This is a genomic window from Paenibacillus agri, from assembly GCF_013359945.1.
Lineage (GTDB): Bacteria > Bacillota > Bacilli > Paenibacillales > Paenibacillaceae > Paenibacillus_AQ > Paenibacillus_AQ agri.
This window is the reverse complement of sequence record NZ_JABWCS010000187.1, coordinates 1-20093: the sequence shown is the minus strand read 5'-3', so window position 1 is coordinate 20093 and position 20093 is coordinate 1. Positions and strand designations below refer to the sequence as shown.

At 46.2% G+C, this 20093-nt stretch carries 16 protein-coding genes; 12 read left to right on the top strand and 4 right to left on the bottom strand.

Annotation, left to right across the window (positions count from 1 at the left end; all coding sequences use genetic code 11):
* The first annotated feature begins 77 nt into the window (after window positions 1–77).
* From HPT30_RS03710 to HPT30_RS03695, 4 genes are all read left to right on the top strand, one after another.
* A complete protein-coding gene (locus tag HPT30_RS03710) occupies window positions 78–860 on the top strand; it encodes a GTP cyclohydrolase II (RefSeq protein WP_175370148.1) in 783 nt (260 codons plus the stop codon).
* Between the two features lie 125 nt (window positions 861–985).
* Window positions 986–2038 (top strand): ABC transporter ATP-binding protein, encoded by a 1053-nt coding sequence (locus tag HPT30_RS03705; RefSeq protein ID WP_175370147.1) that lies wholly within the window; start codon window positions 986–988, stop codon window positions 2036–2038.
* A gap of 76 nt (window positions 2039–2114) precedes the next feature.
* On the top strand, window positions 2115–2909 hold the full coding sequence (locus tag HPT30_RS03700; RefSeq protein WP_175370185.1) for an ABC transporter permease: 795 nt from the start codon (window positions 2115–2117) through the stop codon (window positions 2907–2909).
* A gap of 48 nt (window positions 2910–2957) precedes the next feature.
* Window positions 2958–3701 carry an ABC transporter permease gene (locus HPT30_RS03695; RefSeq protein WP_175370184.1) on the top strand — a complete coding sequence of 248 codons (744 nt, stop codon included), beginning with the start codon at window positions 2958–2960 and terminating at the stop codon, window positions 3699–3701.
* Window positions 3702–3840: 139 nt separating this feature from the next.
* Here the strand turns inward: HPT30_RS03695 and HPT30_RS03690 are convergent, their stop codons facing one another.
* The 3 genes from HPT30_RS03690 to HPT30_RS03680 form a co-directional block, all read right to left on the bottom strand.
* Entirely contained in the window at window positions 3841–4998 is a 1158-nt protein-coding gene (locus HPT30_RS03690) for a HupE/UreJ family protein (protein WP_175370146.1), read from the bottom strand.
* A gap of 76 nt (window positions 4999–5074) precedes the next feature.
* Window positions 5075–7942 carry an S-layer homology domain-containing protein gene (locus tag HPT30_RS03685; RefSeq protein WP_175370145.1) on the bottom strand — a complete coding sequence of 956 codons (2868 nt, stop codon included), beginning with the start codon at window positions 7940–7942 and terminating at the stop codon, window positions 5075–5077.
* A gap of 169 nt (window positions 7943–8111) precedes the next feature.
* A complete protein-coding gene (locus HPT30_RS03680; protein WP_175370144.1) occupies window positions 8112–9200 on the bottom strand; it encodes a HupE/UreJ family protein in 1089 nt (362 codons plus the stop codon).
* Window positions 9201–9374: 174 nt separating this feature from the next.
* Here HPT30_RS03680 and HPT30_RS03675 point away from each other — a divergent pair, with 174 nt between their 5' ends.
* The 3 genes from HPT30_RS03675 to HPT30_RS03665 all read left to right on the top strand — a co-directional run bounded on the left by HPT30_RS03675 (window position 9375) and on the right by HPT30_RS03665 (window position 13984).
* Window positions 9375–10574 carry a YibE/F family protein gene (locus HPT30_RS03675; protein WP_175370143.1) on the top strand — a complete coding sequence of 400 codons (1200 nt, stop codon included), beginning with the start codon at window positions 9375–9377 and terminating at the stop codon, window positions 10572–10574.
* 259 nt (window positions 10575–10833) lie between these two features.
* Entirely contained in the window at window positions 10834–12312 is a 1479-nt protein-coding gene (locus HPT30_RS03670) for an Lsa family ABC-F type ribosomal protection protein (protein ID WP_175370142.1), read from the top strand.
* A gap of 211 nt (window positions 12313–12523) precedes the next feature.
* The gene (locus HPT30_RS03665) at window positions 12524–13984 is read left to right on the top strand and encodes a DHA2 family efflux MFS transporter permease subunit (protein WP_175370141.1); all 1461 of its coding nucleotides are present in this window, start codon (window positions 12524–12526) and stop codon (window positions 13982–13984) included.
* A gap of 103 nt (window positions 13985–14087) precedes the next feature.
* Here HPT30_RS03665 and HPT30_RS03660 read toward each other — a convergent pair whose 3' ends face one another.
* The gene (locus HPT30_RS03660; RefSeq protein ID WP_175370140.1) at window positions 14088–14978 is read right to left on the bottom strand and encodes a LysR family transcriptional regulator; all 891 of its coding nucleotides are present in this window, start codon (window positions 14976–14978) and stop codon (window positions 14088–14090) included.
* 157 nt (window positions 14979–15135) lie between these two features.
* On the opposite strand from HPT30_RS03660, the gene HPT30_RS03655 reads away from it, so the two are divergent.
* From HPT30_RS03655 to HPT30_RS03635, 5 genes are all read left to right on the top strand, one after another.
* Entirely contained in the window at window positions 15136–15888 is a 753-nt protein-coding gene (locus tag HPT30_RS03655) for an SDR family NAD(P)-dependent oxidoreductase (protein ID WP_175370139.1), read from the top strand.
* Window positions 15889–16065: 177 nt separating this feature from the next.
* Window positions 16066–16872, top strand: a complete 807-nt coding sequence (locus tag HPT30_RS03650; protein ID WP_175370138.1) for a hypothetical protein — start codon at window positions 16066–16068, stop codon at window positions 16870–16872.
* 109 nt (window positions 16873–16981) lie between these two features.
* On the top strand, window positions 16982–18469 hold the full coding sequence (locus tag HPT30_RS03645; RefSeq protein ID WP_175370137.1) for a spore germination protein: 1488 nt from the start codon (window positions 16982–16984) through the stop codon (window positions 18467–18469).
* Window positions 18408–19703: a Ger(x)C family spore germination protein gene (locus HPT30_RS03640; protein ID WP_312876289.1), complete on the top strand. Its 1296-nt coding sequence runs from the start codon at window positions 18408–18410 to the stop codon at window positions 19701–19703. The genes HPT30_RS03645 and HPT30_RS03640 overlap by 62 nt, the downstream gene beginning before the upstream one ends.
* A gap of 36 nt (window positions 19704–19739) precedes the next feature.
* Window positions 19740–20093: GerAB/ArcD/ProY family transporter (locus HPT30_RS03635; protein ID WP_175370135.1), on the top strand; the 354-nt coding region annotated here is incomplete at its 3' end.

The window sequence follows — 20093 nt, the reverse complement described above, 5'->3', positions numbered from 1 at the left end:
GTTTAGCGCAGCCTAATTGCAGCAATATTCTGTTTAACAAACATAACCTTATAAATGAACTCGAGGAAGGTGTACTCATGATTAAACCTGATATCATTTCTATTCTGCAAAAAAAAATTAAGAAGATTACAATGGATGAGTCCACCAATATATTGGTAGGCCCGATTACTCTGCCAGTCAATCTGGACGGGGAGACGGTGACTTTTAAATGGTATAACTGGTTGAAAGTTACCGATGAAGAACTGCTTCAAGAAGACAGTCCGGAAGCTACAGAAGCCCTGATCAAACGTTTATCATCTCTGAATCTTGCCGAGGGTCAACAGTCGAGCGTGCTGGTCTACGGTGACTTTGAAGGTTCTGAGGATGCGCTGATCCGTATGCACAGCATCTGCCATACCGGGGATATCTTTGGTAGCAAGCGTTGCGATTGCGGCTTCCAGTTGCATCAATCTATGAAAATGATCGTAGAGCATGGCTCAGGTGCCTTGTTCTATCTCGCCAATCATGAAGGAAGAGGCATTGGCCTGTTCAGCAAGGCGATGGCTTATATTTTACAGGAAGAAGGATACGATACGGTAGAGGCTAATCTGGAGCTCGGCTTTGCAGATGATTCCCGGAACTACTCCGATGCGATCAGCGTGCTGCAGCACCTGCGCCACAAACCAGTCACTTTGATTACCAACAACCCTAGAAAGCTTGATGCCTTGAAGACAGCGGGAATGAATGTTGTGAAAAGAGTACCGCTTTGGGGCGATGTTTCCTCCTTCAATGAGAAGTATCTGCGCACTAAGGTTACCCGTTCGGGTCACCTAAACGATGATACTAATGGCGAGCTACGCGACAATATTAGAATCGTTTAATAATTGTATCTTTTAAGCGGCTTCCACACACAAACTGGAAGCCGCTTATTTTGGCTAGTGCTTTTCCGCGTTGTGCATTATAATATTAATCTGTTCATTCAACTCTTAGCTTAGCGAGGTATAATATGGCTGCCATTCAAGTGCAGGACTTAAGAAAGACATTTAAAGTCCAGAAAAACCGCGAGGGCCTCAAAGGGGCCTTCGCTGATTTGTTTAAAAGGGAATACACCGAAGTCACTGCGGTCAAGGACATCTCTTTCACGATTCCCGAAGGAGAAATCTGCGGGTACATCGGAGAGAACGGGGCCGGGAAATCGACAACCATCAAGATGCTGACCGGCATTCTTGTGCCGACCTCCGGCGTACTTTCGGTTGGTGGTTATGTGCCGTATGAAGAACGGGAGAAGTTCGTTCGTAATATCGGCGTTGTATTCGGACAGCGTAGCCAGCTATGGTGGGATATCGGCGTTATTGAATCCTTTCAGCTGCTGCGCAAGGTGTACCGTGTATCGGAAGCTGACTACAAGAAGCGGCTGGACGAGCTGGTGGAACGGCTTGCGCTCCAAGAACTGTTGAATCGTCCGGTACGCAAGCTCAGTCTGGGGCAACGGATGCGCTGTGAGCTTGTGGCGGCATTGCTGCACAACCCTTCGATCTTGTTCCTCGACGAGCCGACAATTGGACTGGATATTGTTGTGAAATCGGAGATTCGTGACTTCCTCAAGGATATGAACCGTGAGCATGGCACGACCATTCTCCTCACAACACATGACTTGCAAGATATTGAAGCACTATGCTCACGTGTCATTATGCTGGATGACGGACGGATCATTTATGACGGAGGACTGGAAGAGCTGAAGCAGCGCTGGGGGACCGGCCGGGAAGTACTGTTCCAATTCGGATCGGCTACCAAGCTTGGACAGCTCAATCATTGGACGGACGGCATGCCGGTGACCTGGTCGGCGGAGAACGATCTGAATGCCAAAGCGTGGATTCCGCTAGACTTGAACGTGTCTGATGTACTGGGCCGCGTGGTCGGACAGGCTGACATCACGGATATTAAGATCATTGAGACGAACACGGACGATATCGTACGCAGCATCTACCAATCTGGCTCTGCCGAGAAACCGGAAGAAGCGCGGGCCGAGCAGGACGGGAAAGAGGTTGTTCATGTCTAAAATGCTCGGTGTGGCTGCTTCCTCCCCGGGTGGTTCCACCCGCAGGCCCGACTCCGGGGGCAATAGCCGCAAGCTGCTGCTCGGTGCCTATTTCGATTTCATTCGGATTCGTTTTCTGACGATGCTGGCTTACCGGGTGAATTACTACTCAGGGATCCTGATCTATACACTGAATATCGGGGTCAACTATTTTACCTGGAAAGCAATCTACGGCGACGGACAGGCACTTGGCGGCTTTACGGCTGCTCAGATGACCACCTATGTTGCGGTTTCCTGGATGGCGCGTGCGTTTTACTTTAACAATCTGGATAGGGAAATCTCGACAGATATACGGGATGGTAGTATCGCTATCCAATTCATACGGCCTTATAACTATGTACTGGTTAAAATGATGCAGGGACTTGGAGAGGGACTCTTCCGGTTTATGCTGTTCATGATCCCCGGTATGGCCATTGCCATGCTGCTGTTCCCGGTGAATCTGCCGACAGAGCCGTCTGCTTGGATCGGATTCCTGGTCATGTTGTTCTTCAGCTTCCTGATCAATTCGCAGATTAACGTGATCACGGGTCTGCTGGCCTTCTTCGTCGAAAATAATGAGGGCATGATGCGGATGAAACGTGTTGTCGTCGATCTGTTCTCGGGTCTTATCGTACCGATCAGCCTCTTTCCGGGCTGGATGTCCTCCGTGCTTGAGGTGTTGCCGTTTCAGGCAATCACGTACCTGCCGGGTTCCGTGTTCACGGGACGGGTACAGGGCGTTGGAATATGGAATGTGCTAGGGATTCAGGTTCTCTGGTTCCTGCTGCTGCTCATTCCGATTGTCTGGCTATACCATGCGGCGCGGAAGCGTCTGTTCGTGCAGGGAGGTTGAGGAAGTTTGTATTACTTTGGATTAGTCATAGAGTATCTTAAAAATTATATGAAAACCCGGCTGACCTATCGAGCCGACTTTTGGGTAGAGGTCATATCGGATTTGTTGTTTCAGGCAACGAACTTTATTTTCATTCTTGTTATATTCATGCATACCAACAGCCTTGGCGGCTGGAATCAGAACGAAGTGGTGTTCGTCTATGGCTTCTTTATGGTGCCTTTCGGCGTGTTCAGCTGTTTTGTGAACATGTGGGGCTTCAGTGAGCGCTATATCGTCAAGGGTGAGATGGACCGTATTCTGACGCGTCCGGCGCATAACCTGTTTCAGATTTTCCTGGAAAATATAGATCCACCGGCGTTAGTGGGCTCTTTCATCGGTCTTATCATCATGGCGATCAGCGGTTCCAATCTTGGGCTGCCGTTTGAGTGGTGGACGATACCGGTGCTGATCCTCTTTACACTGAGCGCGGTAGCGATCTATACAGGGATCTATACGGCCTTGACTTCGCTGTCGTTCTACTCGGATGCTCCGACCGGGATTCTTCCACTGATGTACAACATTCAGTCCTATGGCCGTTATCCAGTTACGATCTACAACCGGGCGATTCAGGTGCTGCTCACCTGGATTATCCCGTTTGCGTTTGTAGGAATCTATCCAGCAGCGCTCTTCCTGCAGCGTGACGAAATGAAGAGTATGGCGCTATTAACGCCTGTAGTTGGATTGGTATTCCTGGGCATCGGTCTGATGGCCTGGAACTATGGGGTAAGACGTTATAAAGGCGCTGGTTCGTAAAAAAGCAGCTGCCGTTCTAGCGAAAGCAGCAGCTTGGTACCATTAACAATGACCCGCAAGAAAGACACTTTGAGTAAAGTGACCTTCTTGCGGGTCTTTTGTGTTTTAAGACGAATATCTCGTATACAAAACCTTGCTATCAGGCAAAAACTAGTCGTTGCAGCAGCCAAACTCCGCCTAATAGAAAAGCAACCGACGAACCTGCGAGCACCGCACGCCTGGAGAATCTCCATTTATGTAGCAATCCTAGTACAGGAAGCAGAATTGCAATCAGGATCACTTGAACAGCCTCGATACCCAGGTTAAAACTGACTAAATCGACAGCCAGCTGACTTTTTGGCAATTGCATCTCTGTTAAAATATCGGCGAAGCCCATCCCATGGATGAGACCGAATAGAAACGTCAGTACCCAGCGATAGCTGACTTCTTTGCGAATCATATTATCTATTGCAACGAAACAAATGCTCAGCGCAATCGCCGGCTCGACGATTCTTGGCGAGAGACTGATGATCCCGAGTACCGTCAACGTAAGAGTAATGCTGTGCGCGATGGTAAAGGCGGTAATCATAGCGGCATACTGCTTGAATGTCTGTCTGGCGAGAAGTAGAGAGAACAGGAACAGTAAATGATCGTACCCGCTCAGAATATGGTTCATCCCAAGTTTGAAGAAAGAGAACCATCCAGAGAGGACTTCTGTCGAGTCGGAAGCTTCGGAAGTAATCTGCAAATTTTGCGGCAAGCCCGCATAATCCTTGTCACTAAGCTGCATGGACCAATCACGATACTTTCCGGATAATGCCTGCGTAGTATTGGAGCTGCCATAATGAATGGTTAACAAATTAACGTAGTTGGCAGCGGAATCCTGTGAATACAGATGATCTGTTAATGATACGGATTGGGTAGCTTGTACGGGAGGAAAGGACACCTTGAGCACTGCTTTTTCTGCACCTGATTCTTGTTCCAATGTCAAACTGTGAACTTGAGTCCACTCCTGAGGTTCACTATTAATAAGGAGAAGCAGATTTTCTTTAAGTAAAGACTCCAGACGGTCACTCACGGCAGTAAATTCACTACCCTCAAGCTTGCCATTCTTGTTGTTATCCCCGCCGATAAGCTCAATTACCGATAAATCATCAAGCGCATAGGTCATTTCCAACGCTGACTGAGTGAAAGTAATGGTGGTGTAACCAGCACTGTATGCATGAGCATCGACTTTCCGTTCGAACGGCATTAGAAGAATGACAAATACTAACACCAGACAACAGGAAAACTTTAGTGCGGCACGGATACGGATCATGATTCGTCCTCCCTGTAAAGAGTAACAGAAATACCGTTCATATGAACGGTATTCCCGTAAACCCTGTTGTCTTTTATTATTTATTGAGCAAGTTATAGATGACTTGAGCCGCTTCTCCGCGAGTAGTGATTCCCTTAGGCTCGAACACACCCTGGGCACGACCGTTGATCAGTTGAAGTGCTGCTGCTTCTTTAACAAATTCTGTAGCCCACGCTGAAATCTTCGCTTCATCGTTGAAGGCAATACTGGAGCTTACAGAAGATTTGCCATGCAGCTTCTCGTATCCACGCATCAGCATCGTTACCATTTCTTCACGGGTGATATTTGTTTTAGAGCCGAATAGGGAAGGGCTAGTACCTTGCACAATCCCTGCTTTAACCGCTGCTGCAATGGCATCCGCATACCAATCACCATTTTTAACATCCGCGAAGGATACAGTCGCTTTGTCTGTGAGGCCAAGAGCTCTGACGAGCATTGCCGTGAATTCTGCACGGGTTACGCTACGACCTGGCTCAAAGGAAGTCGCAGTTGTTCCATTTAGAATACCTTTAGAGACCAGATCATTGATTGCGGCTGCAGCCCAGTAGGTTGCAGGAACATCCGTGAAGGTCTTACTGTTTCCTTTTGCTGGGGCTGGTGTAACAACTGGTGCCGCCGTAGCGCTTGCTGCTGGTGCAGGCGTTGCAGTTGGCGAAGGTGCAGGTGTCTTCGTTGGTGTTGCTGTAGCTGGGGTACTTGGCCCCGAGTTGCCCGAGTTAGATGGTGGAGAAGTAGGTGCAGTTGTCGGTGCAACTGTTGGTGCAGGCGTAGGTGAAGCAGTTGGTGCAGTTGTTGGCGCGGTCGTCGGTGCAGTTGTAGGTGTACCACCACCTGAAGGTGCAGCTACGATGACTTTACTGATGTTACTGACAAGATTAGATCCATCAACTGCTTTTGCAGTGATTTCAACCGTTCCAGCCGACTTGGCAGTCACTTTACCGTTGGCATCAACGGTTGCGATGGACTCGTTGCTGGAGATCCAGCTGATTGCCGGGTTCGTTGCATCTGCTGGTGCGACAACTGCACTCAGATTAGCTGTTTCACCAACGTTTAAGTTAAGCGCATCTTTACTTAGCGTAATTCCGTTAACTTGCGTACCCACTGTCACAGCGGCTGTTTCCACATCCCGGTTGGATGGGACAGCGATGTGTTTATTTTGCGTAGTAAGGGCTGAAGCACTCAGCTTCACGCTAGCTACTGCAGGGTTTTTCGGATTGACAAGTTTGAAGCTTAGTTTGATCAAATCTTCGTACTTGCCATAGGCCTCGGAACGGAAAGGTGTTTCGGGATTGGCTTTGATATTAACCTCACCCGGCTTTTCGTTGATGGTCAGTGTACCCAGGGTTGCTGAGGCTGCTGAAGCACTATCGAACTTGATTTTGGTACTGTCATACGTAAACGTAGTATCAAGATTCTTCACGGCATTAGCGTTGCTGATCGCATAATTGAAATCAATCGCTGCCGAAGTATCTGTTTGCTGTGTCGTATTGGAATACACTTTTACACTTTCCGGTTCTTTCACGAAGCTGTAAGTATCGAGTTTCTCCAGTGTATCTGAACGGAATGTATCTACAGTAATGCTGGACGGTGTTACTTTGATCGTGGAGAACGTTGGGGTATGGAGCTGGCTCCGGCTGGCAGAATATCTTTCCGGGGTTGTGTTCAATTCGTAATATTTACTTCCGCTTGCCGAGTTGGCAGTAACGTAAGTGGCGCCGTTAGGGTTGACGTCTCTGCCCTGGCTATCTACCAACTGTCTGCCCTGAACATTATCTCCGTTCATGACATAAGTTCTGACATACGAGTGGTCATGACCCATGAATATCATATCCACATCTAAAGCATCAAGCGTAGGGAAGAGTGCTGCCCGCAGATTGAGGATTACTTGCTCTGTAGAGTGGGCTTGTCCGCCGCCATAAATGTCGTGGTGAAACGTAACGATTCTCCATTTGGTATTGGGAACAGCTTGCACAGTATCCTGCATGAATTTGGCATGCTCAGCACCATTGGAATTGTTGGTATCAAGTACCATAAACAAGGTGTCACCGTAGGTGTAGTAGTAGTCACCGCCATAGGTGTTATCGGTAAGAACATCTTTATTGCGGTTATCCTTCATCATGCCAAGGGTCGATTCGTTGGGCACATTGAAATGATATTTGTAATTGACGTTGACATCATGATTACCGACGACAGTTGCCATAGGCAGGTTTCTGAGTACATCCGGACTCTCAAAGGCATCATATTCTGTTTCAAGAGACGTACTGGACTTATTCTCAATCTGATCGCCTGCGGACATGATAAAGCTAAAGTTGGGGAAATTGCTGACGGCTTGGTTTAATGTTTTCGTCCATCCGTAAGTATCATTGATTACGCTGCCTGAGGAGCCGATCTGCGGATCGCCGACAAACATGAGGGTGTAGTTCGTAGGATCTTGGGTGGTGTAATTGTAGGTGGGACTCCAGTGATCTTCATTGCCATCTCCAACACGGTACACATACTCCGTTTGGTTGGCCAGGCCGGAGGCCGTTGCTTTGTTGGAATAATAGACCGAATCAGTAACTGTAGTGGCGGGTATTGCAGTACCTGTAAAGGTCATTACCTTGGTTGCTTCCGGAAAAGCATTGCCATTCAAATCCGATTTTTTGGCCATTTGCACTATACTAGCTGCAGGTTGGCCTGGGGTTAGCCAAGCAAAGTTCAATTTGCTCTCATCTGCCCCGGGGTTAAGTGCAATATCCCTGATCGTGTAAGGGAAGGAGGCAGCTCTGGCCACATTAAGTGGGCTGATCTTGGTATTAAAGCCTAAGATCCCCGGTGGCAACAATGCGATGATCAGGAGCATGGATAAAGCCAAGATACTGACGGTGTATACACGGCGCTGCTTTTGACTGAACCTCTTTAACATCTAACAACCACCCCTTGGACAATTTTGGACGCTCTTACGGTGTTTTCTGTAAGAGTACCTGTACCAATATAACTTGCAGTTGTTAAAAGTGATGCTCGACTCTATTAATTCCATGTGAAAGTGCGAGTACTCGGATCGGAATTTATATTACGCCTCCCCGTTTAAGGATTTAGAAGAAAACCTTTATCGTAAAAGAAAACAGTCCGACAAGCGCGGCTGCGCCCAGAATAAAGGCTGTGGAATATTTTACCTTCCGAAAATAATTGATGCTAATTAATAAACTTAATGTAATGAGGAGCACGGAAGCTTCAAGACCGGCATAAAAAGCAGTCACAGAAAGGGCGAAATGCCCAACGTCTTCTCTAAGTCCTACTAACGGGCTGGCATACCTGAAGCCATGAATGATACCAAGTCCGCCTGCAATCCAGGGCAGCTCCTTCATAGTCCGATTGTAATAAATACTTAACGCCAGAAAGACAACACTTAACGGAATCAGGGCATTCAACAAGCGATCAGGTAGGGCTATGACATGCAATCCGCTGAGAAGCAAAGTTAAGGACTGAGTAGCGGCAAATATAGCGAGTGTTCGGAGCGCTGGTTTGGTGCTTTGAAACCCAAGGATCAGGATGGCCAGCACAAGAATCGATTCGTAGCTGCGGAAAGATTGCTCTACCCCTAGTAGGGGAAAATGTTGGAGTATACCGGGCAGCTTCAGCTCGCCGACTTGCAGCTTCGTAATCTGTGCAATCAGCACAGCCTCTTTCTTCAGCTCCCCAAGGGTGAGATTGACATAATTCACATGCCATTGATCCCGGTCAAAGACGAGATTGTAATCGAGCGTGAACTGCTGGGGGTTCCTTTTGACAGGATACTCAATCACGGCTTCAGCAAAAGGCTGCATTTCGTTCTCTTTTTCTATATAGCGAAACTGAGTCAATTTTCCTTCCAGAGGTAGACCATCCGCATACAGTTGTATCTTCGTAAGCAGCAGGTGCTTCACCTCTGCCTGATGATTGCTGAAAAATTTATTCAAGACTTCCGCAGTCGTCAAGGCAAGGTCGGGATCATCTGGATTTACCTCGGCCATCATGTCATACATATCTAGCTGGAGTACATATTTGATCGTGTTATGCTCCAGTGTAATGTCCGAGTAGGCTACACTCACATTGCCGTGGGCTAGTGAGACCGGTATGCCTGAGCTTAACCAAACTCCACAAATGAGAAATGATAGTACCACCAGCCTGAGCCACTTTTTCATACAGTTTGATGTCCTCCCGCAACCAATTTTGATAGATTCGCCGACGCACACATATTATCATCAAATTCTCATGAAATGAAAGCATGAAAAATATTTCTTGTTAATCCTGAAATGATAGGATAGATTATTGGTGTAATCTGAGCGCTGCTTATGGACATCAAATGGGGGTAGAGTATGCTGGCATCAAAGAAATTAAGAGTCACGCTTTTCATCGGGCTTATTCTGTGCATCTCTTTAGGCATGTATCTGTTCAATCAGTCCTCCGAAATTAAGCACAACGAGCATGGGAGCAGTACTGCTTCCAAAACATTCGAGAAAGCTAAAGTGTTACGCGTCATCAGCGAGAATTTAACCAGAGATTCTGAACGAGGCGATTTATACAACGGTTCACAAGAGCTTGAGATCAAAATTTTGACTGGAGAACATCAGGGTGAGGTCCACCAGATTACCAATAACGTCAGTGTGTATCTAAATGTGATTGCCAAAGAAGGGCAGACCGTTATCGTTAATATCGATTCTGCCGACGCGACCTATTACATAATCTCTGTGTACAGTTATTATAGAGTTCCGTATATAGCAGCAATGATCTTGCTGTTCTTTGGGGTGCTGTGGTGGATTGGCGGCAAAAAAGGCTTGAAATCAGTATTGGGCATTATATTTACCTTTGCATGCATTATCTATTTGTTCATCCCGATGCTGTACAGGGGCTATTCTCCCATTCTCGCTTCTGTGCTAATTGTCATTCTTACGACCTGTGTCACTTTATTGCTGTTGAACGGATGGACCGCCAGGTCCTGGGCTGCGATTTTGGGGACGATTTGCGGTGTAATAATTTCAGGGGCGCTTGCTTATATTTTCGGTTCTCTAGTCCATATTTCCGGTTATAATACGGCCGAGGTAGACGTACTAATCACGATCTCTGATGAGACAGGCTTACAGCTTGGCGGGATGTTGTTTGCAGGGATTTTGATATCCTCACTTGGTGCCATTATTGACGTGGCGATTTCTATTGCGGCATCGGTGCATGAGGTCTATAGTACGAACCCTAATCTTTCGCAAAAAGAGCTGTTCAAGTCCGGAATCAATGTTGGCCGGGATATGATGGGGACGATGGCCAATACGCTGATCCTGGCGATCACCGGAACTACGCTTGCCTCGCTTATGATCCTGTATGCGATCAAAACTTCGTTTAACCAGCTCGCTAATATGAATATGGTGACGATCGAAGTGATTCAGGGGATTGCCGGTTGCTTCGGGGTTGTTCTGACCGTGCCGATTGTTGCTTTTATTGCTGCAAAAATAATTCCGAGCTTCGAAAAAAAGATCGCTATGAGTAAGGTTGGAGAGGAAACGGATTTAAAAGTTGAAATTTAACGACACGCATGTTAAAATTGCCCTAATTATTGATGACAGGGGTTGAAAGGAATATGTAGGATTCTTGCGAAGCGATAAAACAAAAAAAGCGATGATTTTTCGCATGTTTTATTTGTGATGCAAGAAAGTTACGTATTCTTTTCACTCAAACAATATCTTCTTATCTATGCCCTCAAGGGGTTAGATTTGTTGTGTTTATTTGAGCTACGAGAAAGTAACTTTCTTGTAGCTCTTATTTTTTACACAAGGAGATGGTTGTATGTCATTGATTAATGTTACTAACCTCACGTTTGCCCATGAGGGCAGCTACGATAATATATTTGAGAATGTAAGCTTTCAGCTCGATACCGATTGGAAGTTAGGTTTTACAGGCAGGAACGGCAGAGGGAAGACCACCTTTATGAACCTCTTGCTCGGTAAATACGAATATAGCGGTAAGATTTCTGCTAAAGTCAGCTTTGATTATTTTCCGTTCCACGTTGAGCACAAGGAGTACCATACGATTGATGTCGTAGAGGAGATTTACCCGGATTATCAGCATTGGGAGCTGATGCGTGAGCTTTCATTGCTGGAGGTGTCCGAGGATATATTATACCGGCCTTTTGATTCCTTATCGAATGGAGAACAAACCAAGGTGTTGCTGGCTGCTTTATTCCTCAAAGAGGATAGCTTCCTGCTCATTGACGAGCCAACCAACCATTTGGATATGAAGGCAAGACGGCTCGTTAGTCACTATCTGAACAGCAAAAGCGGATTTATCCTCGTGTCGCACGACCGGTCCTTTCTGGATCACTGCGTGGATCACATTCTCTCAATCAACAAGACCAACATCGAGATTCAAAAAGGAAATTTCTCGGATTGGTGGGAGAACAAACAGCGCCAGGATCAATCGGAGCTGGCTGAGAACGAGCATCTGCGGAAAGATATTAGGCGTTTGTCGGAAGCAGCTAAACGAACTAGTGATTGGTCGGATAAAGTGGAAAAATCGAAAAATGGTACCCGGAATTCCGGCTCCAAATTAGATAAAGGGTATGTGGGCCATAAGGCGGCCAAAATGATGAAACGCTCTAAAGGCATTGAGCAAAGACAGCAAACGTCCATTGACGATCGTTCCAAGCTGCTCAAAAATATTGAAAGCTCCGAAAATCTGAAGATCTCACAGCTGACCTATCACAAAAACCAGCTTGCCGAGCTGATTGGAGTCTCGATCCAATATGGGGAGAAGACGGTGTGTGAGGATGTCAGTTTCACCATTGAGCAGGGCGAACGGATCGCGCTTTCAGGGAAGAACGGTTCCGGCAAATCGAGCATTATCAAATTGATTTGCGGGGAGGAGCTTAGTTATACCGGTACTTTTAGAAAAGGAAGCCAGCTTAAGATTTCCTATGTATCCCAGGATACCTCACATCTAGAAGGTAATTTGACAGATTACGCGAGGCGAAATGACATAGATGAGAGCCTGTTCAAAGCGATTCTTAGAAAATTGGATTTCTCCAGAGTGCAATTCGAAAAGAACATTGAGGATTATAGCGGCGGACAAAAGAAAAAAGTGCTGATTGCCAAAAGTCTATGTGAGAAGGTCCATCTGCATATTTGGGACGAGCCGCTTAATTTTATTGATGTGATTTCCCGGATGCAGATTGAAGAGCTACTGCATGAATACGCACCGACGATTCTTTTTGTAGAGCATGATAGTGAGTTCTGCAACAATATTGCCACTAAAGTAATTGAACTGTGATAAGATGCAAAAGGGAATGAGCTTAAAGCCGCGTATATCGCGGCTTTTTTTCGTGCGGTGATGTACATTTTTACGGAAATCAGGTGAGCAGATTCTTTGGATTATACAATTTAAATTGTTAATCAACAAAATATACATTCTTTTTCAAGTTAATGATACTCCTTATACTTTGTATGTAATCCCAACAAATACAGTGTAAGGGGGCAAAAAGATGATCACAGGAAGTAACACATCATCCAAAGTAGATTTAAGCACGATTAAACGTGGACCGATCATTACGGCTCTGATCATCGGTGCTTTTGTAGCGATTTTGAATGAGACGCTAATCGGCATCGCTTTTCCGGATTTAATGAAGCAGTTCAGCGTAGAAACCTCGACCATACAGTGGCTGTCTACGGTCTATATGTTGGTTATTGGCATTTTGGTGCCCGTAACGGCATTGCTGCAGCAATGGTTTAGCACGCGCCAGATGTTCTTATCTGCCATGATGCTTTTTCTGGTCGGCACTATAATCTGTGGATTCTCGGGTTCCTTTGAACTTCTCCTCATTGGGCGAATTGTGCAGGCTGCGGGTACAGGACTCTTAATCCCGGTGATGATGAATACTATCCTGATTATTTATCCTCCAGATAATCGGGGAGCGGCTATGGGGATGATCGGGCTCGTGCTTATGTTTGGGCCAGCTATCGGTCCCACTTTATCCGGACTCATTATTGACTCTTTGTCTTGGCATTGGTTATTTTTCCTGGTCATTCCGTTAGTCGTAGTATCGCTTGTTTTTGGCTTTATTTATTTGAAGAATGTATCGGATATTACCAAGCCGAAAGTAGATTTCTTGTCTATTCTGCTGTCTACCATAGGCTTCGGCGGGATTGTGTATGGCTTTAGCAAGGCGGGAGAGATCTCCTGGTCAGAGCATGAGGTGATCTGGACCATTGCCGCAGGCGGGGTGTCCATCTTGCTGTTCGTCTGGCGTCAACTGGTCGTCAAAGAGCCGATGATGGACATGCGGGTATTCAAATATCCGATGTTCGCGCTAACGACTGTGCTCATGCTTGTGATGACGATGACCTTATTCTCAACGACGATCATATTACCGCTATACATGCAAAAAGCATTGCTAATGACAGCATTCGCCGCTGGGTTGACACTCATTCCGGGCGGTATTGTCAACGGGATTATGTCGCCGATCTCCGGCAAGCTCTTTGATAAATTTGGCCCAAAAGTGCTTATCGTACCGGGTCTAATCATCACGGCAATTTCACTCTTTCTCATTACAGGCATGGATTTAGAGACGTCCAAAGGAACATTAATCACGCTGCATGTCATTCTGATGATTGGTATTTCCATGATCATGATGCCGGCGCAGACGACAGGACTGAATCAGCTGCCAAGAAATTTATATCCACACGGAACGGCTATTATGAATACACTGCAGCAGGTGTCAGGTGCCATCGGGACAGCGCTGTTCATCAGTATTTTCTCAAATGGAACCAAGCGGTATTTGGAGTCGTCCGCCAATCCAACAGGACTTGAGGAAGCCACTAAGGGATTGGTATCAGGTATGCAGGGTGCCTTCCAGGTTGCTTTTTACATCTGTCTCGTTGCACTCGTGCTAGGTCTTTTTGTTAAACGGACGAAGGCGCCGGAAGAGATGGCATCCAATGGATAAGAAGCAGCGCTTAAGAAAATGATTGCGGCATAAATAAGAAAGAATCCCAGCCATTCGTGGAATCGGCGGGATTCTTTTTTGTTTGCTTTTCTATGATCAGCATTCAAGGAATAAAGCTTTTTACGACTTCTGCGAATTGTTCTACCTGTGCCGTCTCGTTGCTATGGAGCCAACAAATCGCGAGCTGAATGTTAAACATCGACTCCGCCATCGGAACATAAGTAATATCATTTTCGAACAGCCTGCTCATACAGCCCAGCACCAGAGCAGTACCCACACCAGCGGCTACTAACCCAATAACTGCCTGATCACTGGCAGCTTCCTGTACTATATTCGGACTGAAGCCGGTCTGACGGCAGAAGAGGACGAAAATATCGAACAACACGGGTGAATCGTTCCGGTTCAGCATAACAAAGGGCTCTTTTTCTAAATCGGCCAGGGAAAGCTCTTTTTTCGTGGCTAAGGGATGATGCTTCGGCAGGGCAAAGACAATGGACTCTGTTGAAAAGGGAAGCCAATTCATACTCAGCTCGCTATGCTTATCGTTAAGATACACAGAAAAACCGACATCAATTTCGCCTTGAAGAAGCTTCTCCTCCAATTGGTGAGAGGGTAGCTCCTGCATAACAATCTCAACCTCGGGATAACGTTCCCGGTACAGCCGAACGGCGCTTGGTAAAATGCTGTAGAGCATAATGCCAAAATAACCGATCGTAAGCCGGCCTCTGCGGCCATGCTCTGCCCGTACGGCTTCGTCTATCCCTCGCTGTAAATGCTTGAAGACAAGATGAACCTGCTCAAGCAGCGCTTCCCCGGATTGTGTCAGCTCCACCTTACGCGTTGTACGCTTAAAGAGTTGAACGCCTAGCTCGCTTTCCAACTGTGCGATTTGATGGCTGACGGACTGCTGAGAAGCATGCAATCGTTCGGCAGCACGCCCAAAATGCAATTGATTGGCTACCTCGACAAAGTATTTAAGCTGCTGAAGCTCCATAATATGATCTCCTTGTGTGCTGGTTCTGTACGCTTATTATGGAATTATACCGTTACGCTTGTTAATCGACAAATTATCCGCTCTTTTTTCCAGTCAATGGTTACCACTATACTTTGTCTATGCATCAAGCAATAACAATAAAACCTGAGGTGATAACATGAGAAAACTAGAGAGTAAGGTAGCGATTATTACGGGCGGGGCGTCAGGCGTAGGGAATGGAATTGCCAAAGCTTTTGTAAAAGAAGGGGCAAAGGTTGTAATCGTGGACTACAACGAAGAGACTGGTAATCAAGCTATTGAGGAACTGAAGCTGATTGGGCCGGAGTCTATTTTTATTCATGCCGATCTGGCGGATTTCAGTACACATTCGAAAATTGTCAGTCGGACGATTGATGTCTTTGGACAGCTGGATATCCTGGTTAACAATGCCCAAGCTTCGCGCGTGAAGCCTTTCATGGAGATCACTCCAGCTGATCTGGAGCTGCCGTTCAAAACCGGATTCTTCCCTACGTTCTTTCTCATGCAGCAAGCCTTTCCTTATTTAAAGGAAACTCAAGGGCACATCATTAACTTTGCTTCCGGAGCGGGAATTAATGGAGACTTGAACCAAGCTGCCTATGCCGCCTCCAAAGAAGCTGTTCGGGGATTGTCCCGTGTCGTAGCCAATGAATTTGGACCACACGGCATCAAAGTCAACGTGATCTGTCCATTTGCTAATTCTCCAGGTGTTCAACAGTGGGCGCAGCATATGCCGGAGCATTTTGAAGAAACGTTATCCAAGATCCCGATGCGAAGAGTGGGAGATGTAGAGGACGATATCGGACGCGCTGTTGTTTTCTTTGCCAGCGATGATTCCAATTATATTACGGGTCAGACGTTGATGGTGGATGGCGGGGGGTGTCGCTTGTAAATTGAATTGAAAATGTAATGCTAAAAAGTGTTCATGAACCTTGGCTAAATAGCTGGGTTTTTGAACACTTTTATCGTGGAGAGACTATGAGAAACCTCCTTTCCCATGCTAATGATTCCTATAGAATAGGATATATATTGGATGAAATAGGCTATTTTACAATGCGGGAGGGGTAGTATGAACAGTAAAGAGACAAAGAATAGATTTTATGATGATCTTCAGGATGCCAACAAATTCACTGAACTTGAAGAGATGTTGTTGGGCGAATCCAATTTGCCGGGACCACGTGCGAATCTGGAGATCGCTGCTACGTTTGCGAATGCTTTTGAATCTTGTGTGGTCACAAGCGACGCTTGGACCCTTATCTTGAAGTGGGTGAACATCACTGCTACTGATGCGCCTACCAATAATCCCTGTGAATATCTACCTTTCTGTGCGCTGCAGGCGATGGGGGCCTATTACTATTATGCAGAGCTTTCTAGAAAGCAGATCATCCTCGAAAAATGCCAAGCGGCTATGAATGATGCCAGATGGCGAATGCGCGAAGCGGCAGCTATGGCGCTCCAGCGGATCGGGGTAAGAGAATTCAATGTCATCCAATCTCTGTTTAATTCAATCGGTCCTCAGGCCAATCCGCTGGAGAAACGTGCCTTTGTGGCGGCATTGGCCCACCCGCCTCTTCTGAAAGAATCCTCCCACGTACTGTATGCCTTGCAATTATCAGAACAAATTCTAGAGGAGATTACTGCCGGCCAAATGAACCACAATACAGAAGATTACCGGGTATTATCCAAAGGATTGGAGTATGCGGTCAGCCTATTTGTAGAGCGGGCCCCTGAAGCTGGTTTCGCACTGTTGGCCAAATTTGCCGGGTCAGAGGACAAACGAATACAAAAGATCGTAAAATCCAATCTTGGCAAAGCAAGGCTTGCTAAAAAATTCAGTCTGGAAGTGGAGCGTATTGGGCGGTTGCTGAAGGTATAACTCTTTGTGTATCCGTGAGCATCGCTAGACAACTATTCGCTTGCATATTAAAAAGCAGGTTGGTTATATTAACAAAAATTAGTTGTCCAAAAAAAGGAATGAGTCTGAAATGGCCCCCAACTTACCACCAGCAGACACGTATACCCACAATTACACCTTGAGCAGGGATTTGAATGAGAATCTCCAGCAATTTCTGGCTATTTTTGATAAGTGTGCGGATATTCAATATCGTCCTTTTGAGATCAATGTTGAGCAAAAAGGGTCACTTATTTACTTGAGCGGAATGGTCGACACCAAATCCATTGATTTGGACATCATGAGACAGTTCATGGAGTCCAGTATTACAGGGGATTTCGTCAAGCTAACGGATGATATCAAGCATACGATCCAGTCTAAGCTGAGCTTCATTTCTCAAGTAAGCTGGGCGAATGATTTTCAAGAAGCGGTTGGATATATTTTATCTGGCGATTTGGCGTTACTGATGGACGGGTGGAATCAGGTTCTAATTATGAATGCAAAAGGCTGGGAGAAAAGAGCGATCGAAGAACCCGCTACCGAAGCGGTGATTCGGGGCCCCAGGGAAGGCTTTCAAGAAGATCTGAGCACAAATATCAGCCTCGTTCGCAGAAGACTAAAGACCGTACAGCTTAAAATGGAGATGGTTGTGCTCGGTCAGTTGTCCAATACGAATATAGCCATTACTTATCTGGAAGGCGTGGCGAAGGATGACTTAATTGCTGAAGTGAAAAAAAGGGTGGGCAGTATTCGCATCAATGCAATTCTGGAAAGCGGGTATATTGAAGAGCTGATTGAGGATAATTCGTTATCGCCCTTTCCCCAAGTGGTGATTACCGAACGACCGGATCGGGTAGTCGGCAACCTGCTCGAAGGGAAGGTAGGGATACTGATTGACAATACGCCGTTTGCAATCATTGTACCCGGAACATTTTTTCAATTGCTGCAATCGCCCGAGGATTATTATCAGAGGTATCTCGTTTCTACGTTTATTCGTTTTTTGCGTCTGCTGGCCGTTGCTTCCTCACTACTTTTGCCCTCGCTTTATATTGCCTTGACGACCTATCATCACGAAATGATACCGACTATGCTATTGGTCAGTATAGCTTCTTCCCGGGAAACCGTTCCCTTCCCCGCATTTGTGGAAGCTTTGCTGATGGAAGTTTCATTCGAGGGCTTGCGGGAGGCGGGGGTGCGTCTTCCGAGGCCAGTCGGACAAGCCGTAAGTATCGTTGGAGCTTTGGTCATTGGACAGGCTGCTGTAGCGGCCGGTATTGTATCTTCACCACTGGTTATTATTGTGTCCATGACCGGTATTGCTTCTTTTATTTTTCCAAGCTTTCAATTAGGGCTCTCCTTCCGCCTGCTTCGTTTCCCTATGATGATTGCGGCAGCAACACTGGGGCTCTATGGAATTTTGATGCTGCTTTTGATGCTCCTGCTTCATATGTTGAATCTCCAGTCTTTCGGTCATCCTTACATGGCTCCTCTGGCACCTCTGCGCTTCCGCGGAATTAAAGATGTCATTGTTCGTGCCAACCGGCTCCGAAGATTTAAAAATTCGTCTCGTACAAGCGAATAATAAACTCGCACAAGAGGTCCTAATGAGAAAAACGCTGATTCTGATACTCACATTGCTAATCTCTATATCGCTATCGGGCTGCTGGAGCAGAGTGGAGTTGAACGACGTGGCTATTGTCACCGGGACTGCGATAGACCTTGCCGAGGACGACAAGCTGCAACTAAGCTTGCAAATTTTGAAGGTGAAAATGACCAAAGGAATCAGTGAAAAAGGAGGTGCAAGTGATAGCGCGACGCTCGTCGTCTCCGAGACGGGGGAGACGATCTTAGATGCCTATCATCTTCTTCAGAAAAAGCTTTCTCGCGTTGTGATTTTCTCTCATAATCGTGTGGTCATTGTGGGCGATAAATTCGCACGCTCGGGGATTACACCTGCGCTGGAATTTTTCAGCAGACACAGGGAAGCCCGGGGAAGTAACTTTTTACTTACAACTCAAGGGAAGGCGAAGGATTTATTAATGACACCTCCCAATTTTGAAATCTTTACGGTCGAGGAGATCAGGGAAGAGGAGAAGGCTTTGCTGATGGAGAGCGCCACTGTTCGGGATTTTATCTTTCGACTGCTTGAACAAGGGATCGAGCCGTTGAGCACACAAGTACAAGTTGTGCCCCTAAACGGCCTTGATAGCTCTCAATCCCAGAACGACCCCTCAGGATTCGGTATGGTGGGTGTAGGCATTTTCAATAATGATAAATTGATCGGATGGATGAAGCGGCGAGATGCTGAGACTTTATTATGGATAAAGGGTAAAGTGAAAAACACTGCGATTACCGTCACTATGCCCGATGAAAAGGCACCCAATGAAAGGATATCCGGAAAAATAAGTGCTCAGCTCTATAAAGCCAAAACCAACATTAAACCCAAAATTCAAGGGGATAACATAAGCTTTGAGATTAATGTTCATATCACAGGCGAAATATTTGAGAATTCCACCAAACTTAACTTCACAGAGGTTCAAAGTTTAAATAAAGTGCAACATGCGCTGGAGCAAGAGATTGAAAAAAGAGTCACGAGCACTGTAGAAAAGTTAAAGAAGCAGTATAAATCTGATGTTATTGGACTGGGGATCCTCTTGCATAGAGCCAATAAGAAAGTATGGAATGAGAAGTATTCCAAGCAATGGCAAGAGGAATTTCCAAAGGTTGCGATCCAGACGAAAGCTCATTTTAAAATCGTCGGAACAGGGCGTGTGAACGACTCCATGTTCTGGGATGAAAAGAAATTAGACAAATAGCTGTATTAAATTTAACTAAGGAATAGGGACAACCGTATGGAAACCATCTCACGGCACCAATTGCTTACTATTTCGATTATTTATCAAATTGGAACGACCATCATATTTGGTTTCGCGGCTGGCGCAGGGAGAGATTCCTGGTTGGCTGTTTTGATATCCACTATTTTGGGTACAGGTGTTGTCTTGATTTATGTCAGTGTCACTAAATTAAATCCGGGGCTTACCTATGTTGAATGCTTTCCGAAGCAATTTGGCCGTTGGCTGGGCACGCCTCTTGCCTGGCTCCATCCACTTTTATTTTTGTATATCGCCGGGAGAATCGTGGCGGACATCAATAATTTAGTACCCTCAACCATTTTGCCCCGCACGCCTCCCTGGGCCATTTTGATT

Bases quoted from the DNA above. Each gene is read 5' to 3' on its own strand.
- HPT30_RS03710 (WP_175370148.1), top strand. From the start codon at position 78: ATGATTAAACCTGATATCATTTCTATTCTGCAAAAAAAAATTAAGAAG.
- HPT30_RS03705 (WP_175370147.1), top strand. From the start codon at position 986: ATGGCTGCCATTCAAGTGCAGGACTTAAGAAAGACATTTAAAGTCCAG.
- HPT30_RS03695 (WP_175370184.1), top strand. From the start codon at position 2,958: ATGAAAACCCGGCTGACCTATCGAGCCGACTTTTGGGTAGAGGTCATA.
- HPT30_RS03690 (WP_175370146.1), bottom strand. From the start codon at position 4,998: ATGATCCGTATCCGTGCCGCACTAAAGTTTTCCTGTTGTCTGGTGTTA.
- HPT30_RS03685 (WP_175370145.1), bottom strand. From the start codon at position 7,942: ATGTTAAAGAGGTTCAGTCAAAAGCAGCGCCGTGTATACACCGTCAGT.
- HPT30_RS03680 (WP_175370144.1), bottom strand. From the start codon at position 9,200: ATGAAAAAGTGGCTCAGGCTGGTGGTACTATCATTTCTCATTTGTGGA.
- HPT30_RS03675 (WP_175370143.1), top strand. From the start codon at position 9,375: ATGCTGGCATCAAAGAAATTAAGAGTCACGCTTTTCATCGGGCTTATT.
- HPT30_RS03670 (WP_175370142.1), top strand. From the start codon at position 10,834: ATGTCATTGATTAATGTTACTAACCTCACGTTTGCCCATGAGGGCAGC.
- HPT30_RS03665 (WP_175370141.1), top strand. From the start codon at position 12,524: ATGATCACAGGAAGTAACACATCATCCAAAGTAGATTTAAGCACGATT.
- HPT30_RS03660 (WP_175370140.1), bottom strand. From the start codon at position 14,978: ATGGAGCTTCAGCAGCTTAAATACTTTGTCGAGGTAGCCAATCAATTG.
- HPT30_RS03655 (WP_175370139.1), top strand. From the start codon at position 15,136: ATGAGAAAACTAGAGAGTAAGGTAGCGATTATTACGGGCGGGGCGTCA.
- HPT30_RS03650 (WP_175370138.1), top strand. From the start codon at position 16,066: ATGAACAGTAAAGAGACAAAGAATAGATTTTATGATGATCTTCAGGAT.
- HPT30_RS03645 (WP_175370137.1), top strand. From the start codon at position 16,982: ATGGCCCCCAACTTACCACCAGCAGACACGTATACCCACAATTACACC.
- HPT30_RS03640 (WP_312876289.1), top strand. From the start codon at position 18,408: ATGTCATTGTTCGTGCCAACCGGCTCCGAAGATTTAAAAATTCGTCTC.